This is a genomic window from Rhizobium acidisoli (assembly GCF_002531755.2).
In the GTDB taxonomy this organism is placed as follows: domain Bacteria; phylum Pseudomonadota; class Alphaproteobacteria; order Rhizobiales; family Rhizobiaceae; genus Rhizobium; species Rhizobium acidisoli.
Genome location: NZ_CP035002.1, coordinates 674,986 through 693,690 on the forward strand (window position 1 = coordinate 674,986; position 18,705 = coordinate 693,690).

Here is an 18,705-nt window from a genome sequence, read left to right on the forward strand (position 1 = left end):
ATGAAGGAACTTTTCCATCCAAGTCCGGTTCGACCGCTATCTCTGGAGCGATTTCTTCAACCGGACGGATCCAATAATGATGATATTGATAACAGGCGGGTGCGGCTTTATCGGTCGCCATGTCGCTGAAGAACTTCTGAAATCCGGCTATGACGTGCGCATTTTCGATGCACTCATCGATCAGGTCCATGCCGATGCGGAAGTGAGCGTGCCGGAAGGAGCGGAGGTCGTCCGAGGCAATGTCATGGACAAGGACGCCGTGGGCGCGGCGCTCGCCGACGTCGATGGTGTCATCCATCTTGCCGCCGAGGTGGGTGTTGGACAGTCGATGTACGAGATTGCCCGCTATGTCGGCAGCAACGATCTCGGAACAGCGGTGCTTCTGGAAGCGATGATCGGCTTGCCTGTCAGGAAAATCGTCGTTGCCTCCTCGATGAGCGTCTACGGCGAAGGGCTATATTCCACGGCCGATGGTCGGCGGCTCGGCTATGTCAGGCGGCGCACCAATCATGTGAGGCAGGGCCAGTGGGATCCGCTCGGCCCGGACGACGGGCTGCTGACGCCGGTCGCGACCGACGAGGAGAAGCCCGTCGATCTTGCCTCCATCTACGCTCTAACGAAATTCGCTCAGGAAAAGCAGGTCCTGATCTTCGGCGAAGCCTACGGCGTTGACGCCGTCGCCCTGCGCCTCTTCAATGTCTTCGGCGCCGGGCAGGCGCTCTCCAATCCTTATACCGGCGTGCTCGCAAATTTCGCCTCGCGACTTGCCAACGGTCAGCCGCCGATGATCTTTGAGGATGGCAGGCAACGGCGTGATTTCGTCCATGTGCGGGATGTGGCAACGGCGTTTCGCCTGGCTTTGGAAAAACCGGCGGCAGCCGGCCACGTGATCAATATCGGCAGCGGCCAGGCTTATTCGATCGCCGATGTTGCGACGCTGCTCGCCGACGCCATGGGCGTGCCGCAGATCAGTCCCGACATCATGAACAAGGCTCGCTCGGGCGACATCCGCAATTGTTTTGCCGATATCTCCAAGGCCCGCGAACTGCTTGGATACGAGCCGAGATATCGGCTTGAAAATTCGCTTGGTCCTTTCGCTGAATGGGTTCGCGAGTCCGGAGCGGTCGACCGCGGCGCCGAGATGAAGCGTCAACTGGAAGAGCGGGGGCTGGTTTCATGAAGAAGATCAGCTCTCCAACACCCAGCCAGCAGGAGACAAGGCAGTTCGGCTTCGTCGAGTGGTTTCGACCGGGAGAGCATGAGCGGACGGAGGCCGTGCTTCCTGATATTCTGGCTAGCGGCGCCAGTTATCTCCGCACGCATCTCTCCTGGGCCGAATATTTGGCGCCCGGCGGCCAGCAATGGTTCGATTGGCTGATCCCCCGCGTCGGAAGCAAGATCGACCTTCTGCCCTGCCTCCATTACACCCCACCTTCGCTCTCGCGGACGGGAAAGGCGTCAGGCGCCCCGGTCGACCTTAAATCCTATGCCGATTTCGTCGATCATATCCTGACGCGCTACGGCCGATATTTCCGCCATATCGAGCTCTGGAACGAACCCAACAACCTGCTTGATTGGGATTGGCGCCACGACAGCGATTTCCTGCTTTTTTGCGAGATGGTCGGAGGCGCCGCTTACTGGGCCAAGCAGAGAGGCTTTAAGCCGGTGCTCGGCGGCCCGTGCCCCTTTGATCCCTATTGGCTCAATCTGATGGGCGTGCGCGGTGTGCTCGGCGTCGTTGATGCTGTGGGCTTCCATGGCTTTCCCGGAACCTGGGATAGTGAGGAAGCCACCTGGGGCGGCTGGGATATGCATCTGGGCGAGATGCGGGGAATTATCGACCGCTACAATGCCAAGGCGGAGATATGGATTACCGAAGCGGGCTATTCCACCTGGCGCAATGACGAGATCGAACAGGCGCGACGCTTCATCAAGGCGCTTAACGTGCCGGCCGACAGGATGTTTTGGTACTCCTGGTGCGATGTGCCGCCGGACGTGCCGGTCCAAGAAGGTCTGTGGTTCGATCCGCGACACTATCACCTCGGAGCCGTTACGCACGACAACAAGCCGAAGCTCTTGGCCCGTCTTCTGATGGAAGGTGGCGTCACCAGACTGGAGGAGGTTGCTGCCCTCGCTGCCCCGCACATTGCCTCTGACGCCACACCTGTTGTCGTCACCGGCGGCAGTGGGTTCGTCGGATCCAATCTCGCCGACAGCCTGCTCAGCGACGGTGAGGACGTCATCATTCTGGACAATCTGGGTCGCTCGGGGGTCGATCAGAACCTCTCATGGCTGATCGAGCGGCATGGAGGGAGGGTTCATCCGGTCCTTGCCGATGTTCGCGACCTGATGGGCATCGAGGCCGCCTTCAAGGATGCCAAGGCTGTCTTCCATTATGCCGCCCAGACTGCCGTGACCACGAGCATTGTAGATCCGCTCGCCGATTTCGAGACAAATGCTCGAGGCACACTCAACGTGCTGGAAGCGGTACGCAAGGCAGGCAGACAGGCGCCAGTCATCTTCGCCAGCACCAACAAGGTCTATGGCGCCCTCGACGATCTCGGCATGGTCGAGCTCGACGACCGATATGTCCCCGAAAACGACACCGTACGGACGAAGGGGATCGCCGAGGATCGGCCGCTCGACTTCTGCACGCCCTACGGCTGTTCCAAAGGTGTCGCCGACCAGTATGTCCTCGACTACGCCAAATCCTTTGGAATACCGGCCGCCGTTTTACGGATGAGCTGCATTTATGGTCCGCGCCAATTCGGCACCGAGGACCAGGGCTGGGTCGCGCATTTTCTGATCCGGGCGCTCGGGGATGAAGCCATTTCAGTTTACGGCAGCGGCAAACAGGTTCGCGACGTCCTTCACGTCGACGATGCCGTCGCTGCCTACCGCTCGCTACTTGCCAATGTCGACCGTGTCTCCGGCAAAGCCTTCAATCTTGGCGGGGGACCGCGCAATGCCGTCAGCGTTCTTTCGGTGCTGCGTGAGATCGAGGAGATTACCGGTCGTCCGGTCGACACAAGTTTCGGCCCGTGGCGGGCCGGCGACCAGTCCTACTTCGTCGCGGATACCGGGAAACTTGAAAGGGAAACTGACTGGGCCGCCCGCGTCGGATGGCGCGATGGGCTCCGGCATCTTGCCGAATGGCTGATCGCCAATCGTTTCGGCGGCCAGCAGATCCGCAGGGAAAAGCGGAAGGTAGTGGCATGACCGCAAACGCGCGAGATACCCGGCACCGCCGCGTGCTGATGACGGTCGACGCCGTTGGCGGGGTCTGGGCTTACGCCATGGATTTGGCTGCCGCCTTGAAGCCAAACCATGTCGAGGTTGTCTTCGCAGGCCTGGGGCCGGTGCCAACGGCGGAAAAGATTGCCGAAGCAAACGGGCTCGGCACGCTTAACTGGCTGGAGGCGCCGCTCGACTGGATGGCGGGGCATGAAAAGGAAGTTGCAGAAGTGCCGCGTTTGATTGCCGATCTCGCCCGCCGCGAGGAGGTCGATCTTCTGCATCTTAATATGCCGTCGCAAGCAGCCGGCATGCAGACGGACCTGCCGGTCATCGTGGTCTGTCATTCCTGTGTGGTGACCTGGTTTGCCGCCGTGCGCGGCACCGCGGTGCCACGTGACTGGCAATGGCAATATCGGCTGAATGAGGCAGGTTTTATCCGTGCGGACACGGTGATCGCCCCGAGCCGCAGCCATTCTGCGGCGATGGAGGCGGCCTATGGAGCGATCCAGAACCTTCGCGTGGTTTACAATGCGAGCGCTCTCGAACGTTCCAGCGAACCCAAACAGGATTTCGTCCTGGCGGCCGGCCGCTGGTGGGACGAGGGGAAAAACGGCGCCGTTCTGGATGCAGCGGCAGCTCTTTCGCGCTGGCCAGTGATGTTGGCCGGTGCCGACCGCGGTCCTAATGGTCAATATCTGCGGTTTCACCATGCCGACCATCTGGGCGAGATCTCGCGTCAGCGGATGGCGGTCCTGGCGCGGCAGGCGGCAATCGTCGCCTCTCCATCCCTTTTCGAACCATTCGGCCTGGCGGCGCTCGAAGCGGCGAGGGCCGGCGCAGCCTTGGTGCTTTCCGATATTCCAACCTATCGGGAGATTTGGGGCGATGCCGCGCTGTTTGCTAATCCGCATCATCCAGAAGCTTTCGCAGATGCCTTCAACCGCCTCGCGGATGATCCGCAGCAGCGCGCAGCCCTCGGCCGGAAGGCGCAGGAGCGATCGGCTCGCTTCAGCCTGGAAGCGCAGGGCGAAGCCATGTCCGGGATCTATTCCGGCAGGCTTGGCCACACCCTATCGACAGCCGCGGAGTGATCATGAAGTTCGTATTCTATACCCATTCGCTCATCTCCGACTGGAACCACGGCAACGCGCATTTTCTTCGCGGTGTGATGCGCGACCTCCAGCGGCGCGGCCATGACACCCTGGCATTGGAACCGGAAGATGCCTGGAGCCGTGCCAACCTTGTCGGCGATCAGGGCGCCTCGGCAATCGCGAGGTTTTACCAGACCTTTCCGCAGCACCGCTCGCAGATCTACGAAAAGAGCTTCGATCATGAAGCCGCGCTTGGGGATGCTGATGTCGTCATCGTCCACGAATGGACGGAGCCTGAACTGGTTGCGCGGCTCGGCCGCATCCGGAGCAATGGCGCCGACTTCACGCTGCTCTTTCACGACACACATCATCGGGCAGTCTCGGCCGAAGGCGATATCGCCGGGTTGACCCTTAGCGACTATGACGGTGTGCTGGCTTTCGGCGAGACGTTGCGGGAACGCTATCTCAAAGCAGGCTGGGGAAAGTCCGTGTTCACCTGGCACGAAGCAGCCGACGACACTCTGTTTCGGCCAATGCCGGAAATCGACAGAACCGGAGACCTCATCTGGATTGGCAACTGGGGTGATGATGAACGGTCGGCCGAGATCGCCGAATTCCTGGTCGGTCCCGCCCAATCGCTTGGCCTGAAGACGACCGTTCGCGGCGTCCGGTATCCCGATCAGGCGCTCGAGGCTCTTCGCGAAGCCGGTATCGCTTACGGCGGATGGATCGCCAATGCGGATGTTCCTGCCGCCTTCGCCAGCCACAAGGTGACAGTGCACATTCCACGACGTCCCTATGTCCAGCATCTGCCGGGTATTCCAACCATCCGCGTCTTCGAAGCCCTTGCCTGCGGGATACCATTGATCTCGGCACCATGGGACGATGCCGAACACCTCTTCTCGCCGGGCACGGATTTTCTTCTCGTTCGCGACGGCGAGGAAATGAAGAGGAATCTGCGTGACGTTCTTTCGGATCCCGATTACGCCGTAAGCCTCGCCGCGGCGGGTCTGACGACGATCAAGGCGCGCCACACCTGCCGGCATCGCGTCGACGAGCTTTTCGCAGTCCTGACGCGCTGCGGTACGAACCGCGTCACCGCCAATTTCCAATCCCGCGAGGCAGCCGAATGAAGATCGCATTTTTCGGTTCAAGCCTCGTCTCCGCCTATTGGAATGGCGCTGCCACCTATTATCGCGGCCTGCTGCGGGCGCTGGCGGCGAAAGGATATGACATCACTTTCTATGAACCCGATGTCTATGATCGGCAAAAGAACCGCGACATGGATCCGCCGGGCTGGTGCAAGGTCGTCGTCTACGAAGGCACGATCGACGCCTTGAAGGCCGTCAGCGGCTCTGCGGCTGAGGCCGATATCGTCGTCAAGGCAAGCGGCGTCGGTTTCGAAGACGATCTGCTTCTGGAAGAGGTGCTTGGCCATGCGCGGCCGCAGGCCCTGAAAATCTTCTGGGATGTCGATGCGCCGGCAACGCTTGCCGAACTCAAGGCAAATCCCGATCATCGGCTGCGCCGGGCGCTTTGCGGGATCGATCTTGTCCTCACTTATGGCGGCGGCGATCCGGTCGTCAACGCATACCGCGCCGTCGGCGCGGCCGACTGCGTGCCGATCTACAATGCGCTCGATCCGCAAACGCACCACCCGGTGCCCGAGGACATACGCTTCTCCGCCGATCTCGCCTTCCTCGGCAACCGTCTGCCGGATCGCGAGGCGCGGGTCGAGCATTTCTTTCTGGAGCCCGCGTCACGTTTGCCGGACCGGACATTCCTGCTTGGCGGTTCCGGCTGGCAGGACAAGCCGGTCGCGTCCAATATCCGCTATATCGGCCACGTGCCGACGCGGGATCACAATGCCTTCAACGTGACCCCGACGGCGGTTCTCAATGTATCGCGCGCCAGCATGGCGGAAAACGGTTTCTCGCCGGCGACACGCGTCTTCGAAGCCGCCGGCGCCGGCGCCTGCCTTATTACCGACGACTGGGAAGGCATCGAGTTCTTCCTGAAGCCCGATGAGGAAATCCTGGTCGCGCGCGACGGACAGGACGTGGCGGCGCTGGTTGCCGGCTTGTCGCGCCAGTCGGCTCGGAAAATTGGCGAGAGCGCGCGTCAGCGCGTGCTGACAGAGCACACCTACACCAATCGAGCCGAAGCCGTAGACAAGATTTTCCGCGCTCGTCTCGGCGCGCGGATGGAGGCAGCCGAATGACCCGGTCGCTCGACATCGTCTTTATCGGGCTTTCACTTTCCTCGTCCTGGGGAAACGGCCATGCCACGACTTACCGCGCTCTCATCAAAGGGCTTCGCCAGGACGGTCACCGGGTTCTGTTCCTGGAGCGGGACGTCCCCTGGTACGCCAGTCAACGCGATCTTGCTTCACCGGATTTCTGCGACCTCGCCTATTACGGCGACATCGACCCGATGATCGACCTTCATCGAGATCGGCTGAGACGAGCCGATGCCGTCATCGTCGGATCCTACGTGCCCGAGGGTGTGGCGCTCATCGACAAACTCGACAAGCTTGAGCCAAAAGGGCTCTGCTTCTACGACATCGACACGCCTGTAACCCTCGCAAAGCTTGATCGCGGCGAGGAGGAATATCTGGCGCTGCGGCAGATCCCAATCTTTGACGCCTACTTCTCCTTTTCCGGAGGAGAGGTACTGACCCGGCTGGAGAAGAGATATGGGGCGAGGAAAGCTGTCGCGCTCTACTGCTCGGTCGATGAAACCCGATATGCCAACACAGGTGAGCCAGCTTGCTGGGATCTTGGCTACCTTGGAACATACAGCCCGGATCGCCAGCCGACATTGGACCGCCTGCTTCTGGAGCCGGCACGTCGCCTGCCATCCATGCGCTTCGTCGTCGCCGGGCCGCAATATCCCGCCGAGATCGACTGGCCGGCGAACGTGGAGCGCATCGAGCATTTGGCGCCGGCTGATCATGCAAGCTTCTACACCAGGCAACGGTTTACCCTGAATGTGACCCGCAGCGACATGATCGCCGCCGGATGGTCGCCTAGCGTGCGGCTCTTCGAAGCCGCAGCCTGCGGAACAGCTGTTGTCAGCGACTTCTGGCGCGGGCTCGATGAACTCCTGCCAGCTGGGGAGGCTTTGCTTGTTGCGCAAGGTCCAGCCGATGTCGTGGCGGTGTTGACCGAACTCGCCGATGCCGACCGCATCGCGATTGCCGCTGCCGCCAGAAGGCGCGTCTTGAGCGGCCATACCGGAGCTGCCCGTGCCGCCGAACTCGCCCAGACCCTTTCGAAACTGCCGGCAAACCGAGCTTATGAGCGTATTTCAGCGTGAAGGAGAGTATCGATGCTGCAAGTCAATCGTCGCGGAAAAGCCAAGACTGTTCTGGTGGCAGGGGGAGCCGGCTTTGTCGGGTCTCATCTCTGCGATGCCCTCCTCGGTCGTGGTGATTCCGTCATCTGCGTTGACAGTTATATTACCGGCTCGCTGGATAACGTGCGTCCGTTGACCAATCACCCGCGCTTCCGGCTTATCGAAAAGGATGTTTGCCAGTTCCTGGAAATCGAGGAGCCGCTGGACCAGATCTATAACCTCGCCTGCGCAGCATCGCCGCCGCAATATCAGGCGGATCCTGTCCATACGATGATGACCTGCGTTGCCGGCACGGGAAACCTGCTTGCGCTTGCCGAACGACACGGCGCTTCGTTCCTCCAGGCTTCGACGAGCGAGGTCTATGGCGATCCGGCCGAACATCCCCAGCGGGAAGACTATCGCGGCAATGTCAACTGCACGGGGCCGCGGGCCTGCTATGATGAAGGAAAGCGCGCCGCCGAAGCCCTCTGCTTCGACATGTTGCGTGCCGGCCGCGTCGATGCCCGCGTTCCCCGCATTTTCAACACCTATGGCCCGCGCATGCAGGCAAATGACGGCCGCATTGTTTCAAACCTGATCGTGCCGGCCCTGTCTGGAAAACCCCTGACCATCTATGGAAGCGGCACGCAGACGCGGTCGTTCTGCTATGTCAGCGATCTGGTCAGCGGCCTGATTGCGCTGATGGACCTCAGGCCCAACCCCGGCGTACCGGTCAATCTCGGCAATCCCGGTGAGTTCACGATCAACGAGCTCGCCCAGATGATCCGCTCGATGGTGCCTGGCCGGACGGGGATTGTCTACAAGCCGCTGCCGAAGGACGATCCACAGCGCCGCCGTCCGGATATCTCGCGAGCGCGGGAACTTCTCGATTGGCAACCGACGGTGCAGCTTTCAGAAGGCCTCGTCTCTACGGTGGAATGGTTTGCCAACAGCCTCGCCCGCCGCCCGCGGCGGCAGGCAACGGCGTCTCGCAGCCACCTGAACCCGACAGCCTCGCTGATGGCTCCCGCGCAAGGCTGATCGAAAAACGGAGGCAAGCCATGATGAACCTCGCCCTGAAACGCCGCGTGAGTGAACTCGGCCCCTGGTTCCAGAACATGCGGCTCGGAGAGATTGAAACCGCTCCGGATCATTTTCTCGGCGATTATCCCGCTTTCAAATGGGAGCGCTTCAAACATGTCGTGCCCGAAGATCTGGGCGGGCGCAGCGTGCTCGATATCGGCTGTAATGCCGGCTTTTACGCACTTGAGATGAAACGGCGCAATGCCGGGCGTGTGCTCGGCATCGATTCCGATGCCCGTTATCTTGAGCAAGCTCGTTTCGCCGCCGCTCATTTCGGCCTCGACGTCGAATTCAAGCAGATGTCGGTTTACCAGGTGCCGGCCCTCGGGGAAGCCTTTGATCTGGTACTCTTCATGGGCGTGCTTTACCATCTACGTCACCCGTTGCTGGCGCTCGATCTGCTCTACGAACATGTGGTTGCGGATTTGATGCTATTCCAATGCCTGCAGCGCGGCGACGAGCGAACCGCTTTGCCGGAGGAGAACTATGATTTCTCGGAATGGGCCGTGTTCGACCAACCGGATTTTCCAAGATTGTTCTTCGTCGAGGAGCGTTACGCCGACGATCCCACGAATTGGTTCATCCCGAACAAGGCGGCGGTCGAGGCGATGTTGCGCAGTTCCGGTTTTTTGGTGGAAGCCAATCCCGAGCGAGAAGTCTATCTTTGTCGGCGCGGCCGCCGGCCATACATGGTCGAGCCGCCGCCAATTTGAGACGGTCAGTCTATTGGCGGGTTCAAAATGCTGAAAGGTGCCCGATTACTATCGATTGCGGTTGCTGCAATCGTCATTGCCTCCTCCACGACCTGGTTGCTGACCAGGCCGCACGCGCCTTTTTCTGCCGACGATCCGAGGCTGACACCAGGAGATGCTGAGCGCGGGCGGTTGGTATTTGCCGCGGGCGATTGCGCCTCCTGCCATGCGTCTCCTGGCCAGCCAGATCGCCTGAAACTTGGAGGGGATCTTGCGCTCGCCTCGCCCTTCGGAACCTTCAGAACCCCCAATATCTCCCCAGACCGCGAGGCCGGCATAGGATCGTGGTCGGTGGCCGATTTGGCCAATGCCCTGATTGCCGGCGTGTCGCCAGCCAAGCAGCATTATTATCCTGTCTTTCCCTATGCCAGCTATACTGGGATGAAACTTGACGATGTCAGGGATCTCTACGCCTTCCTACGGACACTTGAGCCTGTTGCCGATCGGCCGCAACCGCATGACCTCGCTCTGCTGTTTCGCATCCGGCGGTTTGTCGGCTTCTGGAAGTTTTTATTCTTTAACGAGGGCCGATCCGAAGGAATACTGAACGGGGATCCCTTGCATGATCGCGGCGCCTATCTTGTCGAGGTGATCGGCCATTGTGCCGAATGCCACTCGACGCGCAACATCTTCGGCGCGATAGAGCCGAAAACTCGCTTTGCCGGGGGCGTCAGCTCTGAGGGCGTCGGCTTCAACCCGAATATCACGCCGGAGGGCATCGGTTCATGGTCGGAGAACGATCTCGTAGAGATGCTCAAAAGCGGCAAGACGCCAGACCACGGCTACGTGGGTTGGTCGATGGCAGATGTCGTTAAAAATACCTCGGAACTCCCTGATGCCGATCGGGTTGCCATGGCTCGATACCTGAAGTCGCTACCGCCACGCCCGACGGCTCAACCCTAGCGAAAGGGGTGCCGGGCCGGCTCGCCAAACGGCTCTTTGGCGACCTCACGGCATGACCACCGAATAGATTTTGAGAATGACGCTTTTGGTGGCTCGACTTGGAACCGGGTTGATAGCCTAAACGTTTCCATCTGCAAACGGACATGACGTTAAGAGGCAAACGGCATGAACACGGCTTTTACCAAGCCCTCGCGAATAGCACTGGTCGTCGAGGACGATTACGTCCTGGCGAGCGAGCTTGCGTTGAAACTGTCGGAAGCCGGAATGAAGGTGATCGGGCCGGCACCCAGCATAGAGCAAGCCCTTAAATACATCGAGGATTTCTCTCAAATCGACGTTGCCATCTTGGACATCAATATCCGCGGAACGATGGTGTTTCCTGTGGCCGACGAGCTATCGAAGCGCAGGATCCCCTTCTTCTTTGCGACCGGCTACAGCCGAGATGTCGTTCCGCCGCGATTTGCCGACCGCATATTCGTCGAAAAACCGCTGGACAAAAGTGCAATTCTGCATGCCATTTCGGATTGCCATGAGCCCGCGGAGAGGCCGTCGCGCAACCAGGAAAACCGAATTCTTTCGGCCCTTTCCAGTCGCGAATTTGATGTCATTCAGCCGCATCTGAAACCGGTTCGCCTGGTCCAGGGCGAAATCCTCGAGCAGCAATTTGGAGAGATCGCAGCTGTCTCCTTCATCGAAAGCGGAATTGTTTCGCTCATTGCATTGTCCCTCGATGGCTCTCAGGTGGAGGCGGGCCTTATTGGGCGTGAAGGCGTGACCGGCACGGGCTTGCTCGAAGGGGATTGGCGGACGCCTTATAATCTGATGGTGCAGATCGAAGGAACCGCTCAGCGCATCGACGTCGACAGCTTCCTTCGTCTCACACATAAAGCGCCGCGATTGCGCTCTCTTTCCTCGTCCTTTGCAAGATCGCTTGGGATTCAGGTCGGCTATACGGCCTTAGCCAATGGCCGATATTCAATAGAGCAGAGACTGGCGCGCTGGCTGCTCATGCTCAATGACCGTGTGGACAGCCAAGTACTCAATCTTACCCATCAGTATATGTCCTTCATGCTGGGCGTCCGGCGTTCCGGCGTGACGGGCGCGCTCCATATTCTGGAAGGCGAGAAGCTCATCAGATCCGTACGAGGAAAGGTCATCATCGTCGATCGGGAGGGCCTCATCCTCAAGGCTCATGGGTCCTACGGCATACCGGAGGCGGAATACGAGCGCCTGATGGGCTTTTCATTGAGAGGCGCGGAGAAAAACGTGATGACCACGGCCAATCGTGCCTCCGCGTTTGCCGCCCCAAGATTTTAGGGTCAAGTGAAGTCATAGCCTCCGTCGTATATGCATCTCGTCCGCCGTGTTTAATCCTGGGACGGCGCAACTTTTGCCTTCAACGATAGTTCGACAGGCAAAGGAGGCCAGATCATGCAGGAATCGCCGGCGCTCGCAGGGTGCCTCTATCTGGTCGTCGAAGACGAGTATCTGGCAGCGTCCAGCCTGATGACGGCCTTGGAGGACGAAGGTGCAAAGATCGCCGGACCCGTATCGAATGTTGCGGCCGCATTGGCGCTTGTCCGCAAGCGCGCATTTGAACTCGACGGGGCGATCCTTGATATCAATCTACGCGGAGCGAGTGTTTACCCGGTGGCCGAGAAGCTATCCGAATATAAGATTCCCTTCGTTTTTGTTACCGGCTACGAATGTGACTCCTTGCCAGAGCCTTTCCGCGCAGCGCCGTGCCTCAACAAGCCATGCGATGAGCAAGAACTACTGGAGGTGCTTGCCGGCTTGCCAAGGCGGCAGATGCGGTCTGGAATGCATCCGGCTAATTGATGCAGATGCCTCTCGCCCCGTTGGAAAGGTGCCCCGTGGAAAAAAGCAATCAATCGAAATTGTTTTCGGGAAAACGCATCCTGATCGTCGAAGACGAATATTTCCTTGCCGACGAGACGCGCCGGAGGCTGGAAGACCTTGGAGCGGTTGTCGTGGGACCGACGTCAAACGTTAGCCGGGCCCTCGATCTTATCAAAAAGGAACAAATCGACGCGGCGATCCTCGACGTTTTTCTTGGTGACGAGCTGGTATTTGCCGTCGCCGATGAACTGGAGGCGCGAGACATAAATTTCGTTTTTGCCACCGGCTACGACCCCTCTCACATCCCGGTCAAATACAAGGGGTTTGCGCTTTGCGAGAAACCAGCCGAGCTCGAGCAGATCGCCGTTGCACTTTTCGGTCCGGACGGTCCCGACCGACTGAACTGATCGTCCTGCCCTCGACTTGTCATGCAACTAAGCGCGGTCGACGATTAAGTCGCTGGGAAGTCTGGCCCTGCGAGCGTTGATACCGAAGAAACGAGGCAGCCTGTGGTCGACGCGGAACTATGTGGGCTCGCCGACTGTTGAGCATGATCACGAAAGGTCAAAGGTCATGTCATCAAGCGCGACCAGGGATATCATCGCTATCGGCGGGTCGGCCGGAAGTGGAGCCGTCCTTCGAACACTCGTTGCCGACTTGCCTGCCGACCTTCCGGCAAGCATCTTCGTCAGCACTCATATACCTGCAAACTCTCCCGGGTTTTTGCCGGAGATACTATCGGCAAGATCAAAGCTTCCCGTAACGCAGGCGGTGGACGGTCAGCCGATTGAGCGCGGGCATATCTATCTCGCTGCCCCTGATCGGCATTTGCTGCTTATGGGCGAAACAATCAAGTTTGGTGCCGGCCCTCGGGAAAATATGGTCCGGCCCTCGATTGATCCGATGTTTCGTTCTGCTGCCTTGTCGTTCGGTCCGCGGGTGGTCGGGCTCGTCCTGACGGGAATGCTCAACGACGGAGCGGCTGGACTGCATGCGATCAAGTCCAATGGCGGCACTGCGCTGGTCCAGCACCCGCTCGATGCGGAGGCGGATCAGATGCCGCTGGCAGCGCTTGAGGCGGTTGAAATCGATCATGTGGCCCCGGCCGCTGAACTCGGGAGGCTTTTGACCGGCATCGCCGGAAGCAAGGCGGGGCCGGCGATCGGCGAGCCCTCCGACGATCTGCGGCTCGAGGTCGAAATCGCAGCTGGCGGCCGAACTGGCAGCGCTGAACTGCGCAAGATCGCCTCGCCGACAGCCATAACCTGCCCGGATTGTCACGGTGTGCTTTCAGAGGTTCGGGGGTCCCGACCGTTGCGATTTCGCTGTCAAATCGGCCACGCTTATACCGCTGACGCGCTTGCTGCACATATCGATGAACTCGACGAGGCAATCAGGATTGCCATGCGGGTGATGGAGGAGCGGGTGACACTGGTGGAGCGCATGGCCAGGGACGCCCGTGACACCGGCCGTACAGCCGTAGCCGAGCTCTATGAGGCGCGAGCAGTCGAATACAAGCGCTATTCCGCGACGCTGCGGGATGCTGCGTTGACGTCTCTTCGACACGGTCGCGCGTCGCGTTTCCAAGAGGTCTGATAAAGGTGTATCTTTGTGCCGTCCCGAACGTTTAAGGTCGGTGCAACAGAGGCATGGATCGATGATGGCGTACGACGAACAGGACAGTATGGAGCAACAGGTAAACGCGGCTGAACGGGATCAGCACGAACAGCCGCTTGTCGTCGTCGGCATTGCGGTTTCTGCTCAGTCGCTTCATTCGCTCGAAAAGATCTTCTCCGACATCGGCGTTGGCCTCAGCGCATCCTACCTTGTGGCAGTGTACCAGCAGGATGGGCTCAGTGCGGCGACCGTGCTTGAGATGGTCGGTCGGCAGCAGCGACTGGCCGTGACGGTCGCAGTCGATGGCGAGCGGATCCTTCCAAACCATATCTATATCGGCGGCTCGGACGATATGATGACCCTTGAAGACGGTCATATCCGCGTCCGGCCGGCCTCCGAACCCGTCGGACATCGCGGCACGATCGATACGATGCTGATTTCGCTTGCAGAACACGCGCACGAGCGCGCCGTCGCCGTGGTGCTTTCAGGGCTGGATCATGACGGTACTGCCGGGGTTGCGGCAACCAAGAAATTTGGCGGCCTCTCAATCGTCGAGTTAAGCGAAGGCGAAGAAGGGTCTTCCGAGGAAGGAAGAGGAGCAATCGCGATTGCAGACCTGCGTCTGCCGGCGCAAAGCATCGCTGCCCAGATCGCGCTTTATGCAAGCAATGTTACCGAGGAGGAAGAGGCTGGACTGGACGACGAGCAGCCGAGCGCGATCGAGGCGCAAATTACGCAAATTGCCACGGTCCTTCGCAATGTCACCAGCCATGACTTCCACGGCTATAAACGGGGTACGTTCACCCGGCGCGTCCAGCGACGCATGCAGGTGTTGCAGATTGGCAGCATCGACGCCTACATCGAGCGATTGCGTGCGAGCCGCGACGAAGTGCAAAACCTCTTTCAGGACCTGCTGATCGGCGTCACCCAGTTCTTTAGGGATCCAGCCGAGTTCGACGCCCTTGAGCGTGAGATTCCAAGACTGTTCGAGGGCAAGGAGCCGACCGATCAGTTGCGCGTCTGGGTACTGGGTTGCGCCACCGGCGAGGAGGCCTACTCGATCGCAATGCTGCTGCGCGAGCATATGGCGACGATGGACTACCCGCCTGATGTGCAGATATTTGCGACCGATCTTGACGCTCGCGCGCTCGGAATTGCGCGCGCCGGACGCTATTCCGCTGCGATAACCTCCCAGGTCCCGCCCGAGCGCCTTGCTCGCTGGTTCGTGCGCGAAGGCGACACCTATTGCGTCGTCAAGGAGCTGCGGGAGATGTGCATCTTCTCGCCGCACAACATCGTCAAAGACGCGCCGTTTTCCCGCATCGACATTCTGTCATGCAGAAATCTGTTGATCTATCTGGACGGCGAGCTGCAAAACCGGGTTATCCCGATCTTCCACTTCGCCCTCCGGCCGAGCGGCATTCTGTTTTTGGGTTCTTCTGAAAACGTTACCCGCCACGCCAAGCTTTTTGCGCCCATCGACCGCAAAAATCGCCTGTTTCGAAGGCTGGAAACGGCAACGCGCATTATTCCGGATTTTCCGCTCAGCCCACGCCCACGCAGCCCCGACCATGCGCTGATGGTACCGCCTCCGATACTCCAGACCGGTCGGCTGTCGGCAACGATCAGCAGGCAGGCTGAGGTCGTTGCAGAGCGCTTTGCGCCAGCCTATGTGGTCGTCGACTCACATTACGACGTGCTGCATTTTTCAGGCCGCACGGGCCGCTATCTCGAGCCGGCATCGGGAACGGCGACGCTCAATCTCCTGAGCCTTGCTCACCGCGATCTTAGGCTCGATATGCGCTCTGCCTTGCAGCGTGCCACCACCGAGGCCGTCAAGGTGGAAGTTCCAAGGGTGCTGCTGCGCCAGGACGATCGCACCTACGCCGTCAATGTCATTGTCGAACCGCTTGGCAGTGGCGACGTCACCTCGCTGATCGTTTTGTTTCAGGACGCCGGACAGGTGGCCGAAGGGACGGCGCCTGATGGCGGCAGACTGACAAGTGAAGAGCATGTGAAGCGGCTGGAGACCGATCTGCGCGTCACGCGCGACCGGCTTCAGGCGACAATCGAGGAACTTGAATCGACCAACGAGGAGCTGAAATCCTCCAACGAGGAATATCAGTCGATCAACGAAGAGCTGCAGTCGGCCAACGAGGAAATGGAAACCTCGAAGGAAGAATTGCAATCGGTCAACGAGGAATTGCAGACCGTCAACGGCGAGCTTGCCCATCGGGTTACCGAACTTGACCGGACGAATTCGGACCTGAAGAACCTTCTCGAGGCGACGCAGATCGCCACGGTTTTCCTCGACAACGACCTGCGTGTCAGAAGCTTCACGCCGGCGGCAACCGAAATTTTCCATCTGCTCGATACTGACGTCGGGCGGCCGCTCGACCATGTCGTATCTCGCGTCGCGTATCCCGAGCTAATGGACGACGTTCGCCTTGTCCTCAGGACACTGGTGCCCGTCGACCGAAAAGTCAGCGATCCCGCCAATGATCGGCACTATGCTGCCCGCGCGCTGCCTTATCGCAGCGTCGACAATTATATCAGCGGTGCCGTCGTCACCTTCACCGATCTGACCGCTACCTATGAGGCGGAAGTGGCGCTTCGACGCAGCGAGGAGCGCTTGCAGCGCGTCTTGGAGACGGATGCCGTCGGCGTGATATTCCTGAATTCGGAGGGCGTCATCTTCGACGCCAACGAGGTTTTCCTGAAGATGTCCGGGTACAGCCGCTCACAAATGGAGCGCGCCGAGTTGCACTGGCGCCGGCTGACCCCGGATGAGCACCTCGCCGAGACGGAAGCCCAGATGGAAGCCGTCAAAGAGACCGGCAAGATTGGGCCGTATGAGAAGGAATTCTTTCTGGCTGACGGAACGCGACGCTGGATGCTGTTTGCCGGACGCGACCTTGGCGACGGCACGATCGCCGAGTTCTGCATCGACATATCGGCGCGAAAACAGGCCCAGGCAGCTTTGCGGCAGGGCGAGGAGCAGTTCCGTCTGTTTGGCGAAGCCTCTTCCGACGTCTTGTGGATCCGTGACGCTGAGACGCTGCAATGGGTCTACCTGACGCCGGCTTTCGAGACCATCTACGGTGTCGACCGCGAGCAGGCCATGACGGGCAATAATTTCCGAAGCTGGTCTGAACTCATCATTCCCGAAGACCGGGAACAAGCGCTTTTAGAAATCGGCAGGGTGCGAAATGGCGAACGCGTGGAGTTCGAATATCGCATTAGGCGCGCCTCGGACCACGAAATTCGCTGGTTGCGAAGTGCCGACTTTCCGATTTTCGGAGAAGACGGCAATGTCAGACAGATCGGGGGCATCGGCCGCGATATCACGGATGAGAAAGCCTCTGCCGACCGCACGAAAGTCCTCGTCGGCGAGCTTCAGCACCGAACCCGCAACCTTATGGCCGTCGTCCGTTCGATGGCCGACAAGACCATGCGGTCGAGCACCGATCTGGCGGATTTCCACGAGAGATTCCGCGACCGGCTGGACGTGCTGGCGCGGGTGCAGGGGTTCTTATCGCGGCTGCAGGAGGGCGAGCGCATCACCTTCGATCAGCTAATCCGCTCCGAACTGGCGGCCCACGGCGTGCCGGACGGCGAGATGAGCCGGATCACCTTGGATGGTCCCGAAGGTGTCCGCCTTCGATCGACGACAGTGCAGACAATGGCGTTGGCGATGCACGAGCTTGGCACCAATGCCGCCAAGTATGGAGCGCTGAGCCAGCCCCAGGCCCATCTCGCCGTCAATTGGCGGGTCGAACTGCCGGATGGAGATGGCAAGCCATGGCTGCATGTCGACTGGCGGGAGAGCCGGGTTAAGATGCCGCCCGCCGGTTCCGGGCCGCAAGGGGGTGGCCAGGGCCGCGAACTTATCGAACGGGCGCTCCCCTACCAGCTGGATGCGAAGACGTCCTATATTGTCGGCGGTGACGGCATCCATTGTATGATCTCAATCCCGGTTTCTCTTAGCAATCTGATCGAGGATGACGCCCATGACTGAAGGGGGGATTCTGAGCGGTCGCCATGTGCTGGTGGTCGAGGACGAGTTCATGCTGGCGGAAGACTTGTCCCAGGAGCTTGCCGAGGCGGGAGCCGTGGTGATCGGCCCGGCCCAATCGCTGGAGCGTGCGATTGCGTTGCTGGCAACGCCTGACATTCTTGATGCAGCGGTTCTGGACGTCAACCTGCAGGGAGTCCCGGTTTACCCGGTTGCGGACGCCCTTCTGGCGCGCCACGTTCCGTTTATCTTCACCACAGGCTATGATGCCTCCGTCTTGCCGGCGCGGTTCCAGTCAATGGGGTGCTGCTCCAAACCCATCGACATGAGGCGGCTCATGGAGTGCCTCCAAACCGCCATCGCCACCGCTCGAGCAGTCTGACCCGAGCCTCCTTCAATCACCGGCAGCCTGTTTATCATTCGATGAATGTCGCAAGCCGGCTGGCCTGATGGTCGGCTCCCGCATCTGATCGCAACGCAAGCAGTTCAGCGTTCAGCCTGTCGAGGTGAGCGACATGCATGACCTGCGATTCTTCGAAATTGACCAGGAGCCTCATCGCCTCAGTCGCATCCACACCGCGGTCGGTCAGTTCAGCCACGATCTCTCGCTGCCTCGCGATATGCTGTCCGCCCAAGGCGACATGCTCTCGCGCCTGCTGCAGATGTCTCTCCACCATTCCTCTTTCCATGTGAGATCTCCTCTCCGGTAGATTATGCGCCTATTATCACCCTTCCGATACGCTAATCGCTGACCGCACAATCAAGGTCGGGCCGCTGACGATTACAAGCTGCGGCATGCGAGATCGCGGAC

At 59.9% G+C, this 18,705-nt stretch carries 16 protein-coding genes; 15 read left to right on the forward strand and 1 reads right to left on the reverse strand.

All coding sequences use genetic code 11. The annotated features are described in order from the left end of the window. Nucleotides 1-76 precede the first annotated feature (76 nt). From CO657_RS35590 to CO657_RS35660, 15 genes are all read left to right on the forward strand, one after another. Nucleotides 77-1,180 carry an NAD-dependent epimerase/dehydratase family protein gene (locus tag CO657_RS35590; protein ID WP_054184949.1) on the forward strand — a complete coding sequence of 368 codons (1,104 nt, stop codon included), beginning with the start codon at nt 77-79 and terminating at the stop codon, nt 1,178-1,180. Beyond that, entirely contained in the window at nt 1,177-3,219 is a 2,043-nt protein-coding gene (locus CO657_RS35595) for an NAD-dependent epimerase/dehydratase family protein (RefSeq protein ID WP_054184948.1), read from the forward strand. The genes CO657_RS35590 and CO657_RS35595 overlap by 4 nt, the downstream gene beginning before the upstream one ends. Next, nucleotides 3,216-4,328, forward strand: coding sequence for a glycosyltransferase family 4 protein (locus CO657_RS35600; RefSeq protein ID WP_082366337.1), 1,113 nt, complete (start codon nt 3,216-3,218; stop codon nt 4,326-4,328). The genes CO657_RS35595 and CO657_RS35600 overlap by 4 nt, the downstream gene beginning before the upstream one ends. Before the next feature lie 2 nt (nt 4,329-4,330). Continuing rightward, on the forward strand, nt 4,331-5,461 hold the full coding sequence (locus tag CO657_RS35605) for a CgeB family protein (RefSeq protein WP_054184947.1): 1,131 nt from the start codon (nt 4,331-4,333) through the stop codon (nt 5,459-5,461). Beyond that, nucleotides 5,458-6,549, forward strand: a complete 1,092-nt coding sequence (locus CO657_RS35610; protein WP_054184946.1) for a CgeB family protein — start codon at nt 5,458-5,460, stop codon at nt 6,547-6,549. Before CO657_RS35605 ends, CO657_RS35610 begins: the two co-directional genes overlap by 4 nt. Next, on the forward strand, nt 6,546-7,646 hold the full coding sequence (locus tag CO657_RS35615; RefSeq protein WP_054184945.1) for a CgeB family protein: 1,101 nt from the start codon (nt 6,546-6,548) through the stop codon (nt 7,644-7,646). The genes CO657_RS35610 and CO657_RS35615 overlap by 4 nt, the downstream gene beginning before the upstream one ends. Before the next feature lie 12 nt (nt 7,647-7,658). Beyond that, nucleotides 7,659-8,705 carry a UDP-glucuronic acid decarboxylase family protein gene (locus tag CO657_RS35620; protein WP_054184944.1) on the forward strand — a complete coding sequence of 349 codons (1,047 nt, stop codon included), beginning with the start codon at nt 7,659-7,661 and terminating at the stop codon, nt 8,703-8,705. Nucleotides 8,706-8,725: 20 nt separating this feature from the next. Continuing rightward, nucleotides 8,726-9,460, forward strand: a complete 735-nt coding sequence (locus CO657_RS35625) for a TIGR04290 family methyltransferase (RefSeq protein WP_054184943.1) — start codon at nt 8,726-8,728, stop codon at nt 9,458-9,460. Nucleotides 9,461-9,487: 27 nt separating this feature from the next. Beyond that, nucleotides 9,488-10,402: a c-type cytochrome gene (locus CO657_RS35630; protein ID WP_054184942.1), complete on the forward strand. Its 915-nt coding sequence runs from the start codon at nt 9,488-9,490 to the stop codon at nt 10,400-10,402. A 165-nt stretch (nt 10,403-10,567) separates the two neighbouring features. After that, a complete protein-coding gene (locus tag CO657_RS35635) occupies nt 10,568-11,719 on the forward strand; it encodes a helix-turn-helix domain-containing protein (RefSeq protein ID WP_054184941.1) in 1,152 nt (383 codons plus the stop codon). 114 nt (nt 11,720-11,833) lie between these two features. Continuing rightward, entirely contained in the window at nt 11,834-12,241 is a 408-nt protein-coding gene (locus CO657_RS35640) for a response regulator (RefSeq protein ID WP_054184940.1), read from the forward strand. Nucleotides 12,242-12,276: 35 nt separating this feature from the next. Then, nucleotides 12,277-12,669 (forward strand): response regulator, encoded by a 393-nt coding sequence (locus tag CO657_RS35645; protein WP_054184939.1) that lies wholly within the window; start codon nt 12,277-12,279, stop codon nt 12,667-12,669. Nucleotides 12,670-12,835: 166 nt separating this feature from the next. Continuing rightward, nucleotides 12,836-13,858: a chemotaxis protein CheB gene (locus CO657_RS35650; RefSeq protein WP_054184938.1), complete on the forward strand. Its 1,023-nt coding sequence runs from the start codon at nt 12,836-12,838 to the stop codon at nt 13,856-13,858. Between the two features lie 64 nt (nt 13,859-13,922). Next, nucleotides 13,923-17,897, forward strand: a complete 3,975-nt coding sequence (locus CO657_RS35655) for a CheR family methyltransferase (protein ID WP_054185007.1) — start codon at nt 13,923-13,925, stop codon at nt 17,895-17,897. Next, nucleotides 17,890-18,276 carry a response regulator gene (locus tag CO657_RS35660; protein ID WP_054184937.1) on the forward strand — a complete coding sequence of 129 codons (387 nt, stop codon included), beginning with the start codon at nt 17,890-17,892 and terminating at the stop codon, nt 18,274-18,276. Before CO657_RS35655 ends, CO657_RS35660 begins: the two co-directional genes overlap by 8 nt. A gap of 34 nt (nt 18,277-18,310) precedes the next feature. Here the strand turns inward: CO657_RS35660 and CO657_RS35665 are convergent, their stop codons facing one another. Beyond that, a complete protein-coding gene (locus CO657_RS35665; protein ID WP_054184936.1) occupies nt 18,311-18,583 on the reverse strand; it encodes a hypothetical protein in 273 nt (90 codons plus the stop codon). Nucleotides 18,584-18,705: the final 122 nt, after the last annotated feature.

Excerpts from the sequence above, each read along its gene's own strand:
- CO657_RS35590 (WP_054184949.1), top strand. The coding sequence starts at position 77 with ATGATGATATTGATAACAGGCGGGTGCGGCTTTATCGGTCGCCATGTC.
- CO657_RS35665 (WP_054184936.1), bottom strand. The coding sequence starts at position 18,583 with ATGGAAAGAGGAATGGTGGAGAGACATCTGCAGCAGGCGCGAGAGCAT.
- CO657_RS35635 (WP_054184941.1), top strand. The coding sequence starts at position 10,568 with ATGAACACGGCTTTTACCAAGCCCTCGCGAATAGCACTGGTCGTCGAG.
- CO657_RS35600 (WP_082366337.1), top strand. The coding sequence starts at position 3,216 with ATGACCGCAAACGCGCGAGATACCCGGCACCGCCGCGTGCTGATGACG.
- CO657_RS35625 (WP_054184943.1), top strand. The coding sequence starts at position 8,726 with ATGATGAACCTCGCCCTGAAACGCCGCGTGAGTGAACTCGGCCCCTGG.
- CO657_RS35660 (WP_054184937.1), top strand. The coding sequence starts at position 17,890 with ATGACTGAAGGGGGGATTCTGAGCGGTCGCCATGTGCTGGTGGTCGAG.
- CO657_RS35605 (WP_054184947.1), top strand. The coding sequence starts at position 4,331 with ATGAAGTTCGTATTCTATACCCATTCGCTCATCTCCGACTGGAACCAC.
- CO657_RS35650 (WP_054184938.1), top strand. The coding sequence starts at position 12,836 with ATGTCATCAAGCGCGACCAGGGATATCATCGCTATCGGCGGGTCGGCC.
- CO657_RS35640 (WP_054184940.1), top strand. The coding sequence starts at position 11,834 with ATGCAGGAATCGCCGGCGCTCGCAGGGTGCCTCTATCTGGTCGTCGAA.
- CO657_RS35615 (WP_054184945.1), top strand. The coding sequence starts at position 6,546 with ATGACCCGGTCGCTCGACATCGTCTTTATCGGGCTTTCACTTTCCTCG.
- CO657_RS35655 (WP_054185007.1), top strand. The coding sequence starts at position 13,923 with ATGGCGTACGACGAACAGGACAGTATGGAGCAACAGGTAAACGCGGCT.
- CO657_RS35610 (WP_054184946.1), top strand. The coding sequence starts at position 5,458 with ATGAAGATCGCATTTTTCGGTTCAAGCCTCGTCTCCGCCTATTGGAAT.
- CO657_RS35620 (WP_054184944.1), top strand. The coding sequence starts at position 7,659 with ATGCTGCAAGTCAATCGTCGCGGAAAAGCCAAGACTGTTCTGGTGGCA.
- CO657_RS35595 (WP_054184948.1), top strand. The coding sequence starts at position 1,177 with ATGAAGAAGATCAGCTCTCCAACACCCAGCCAGCAGGAGACAAGGCAG.
- CO657_RS35630 (WP_054184942.1), top strand. The coding sequence starts at position 9,488 with ATGCTGAAAGGTGCCCGATTACTATCGATTGCGGTTGCTGCAATCGTC.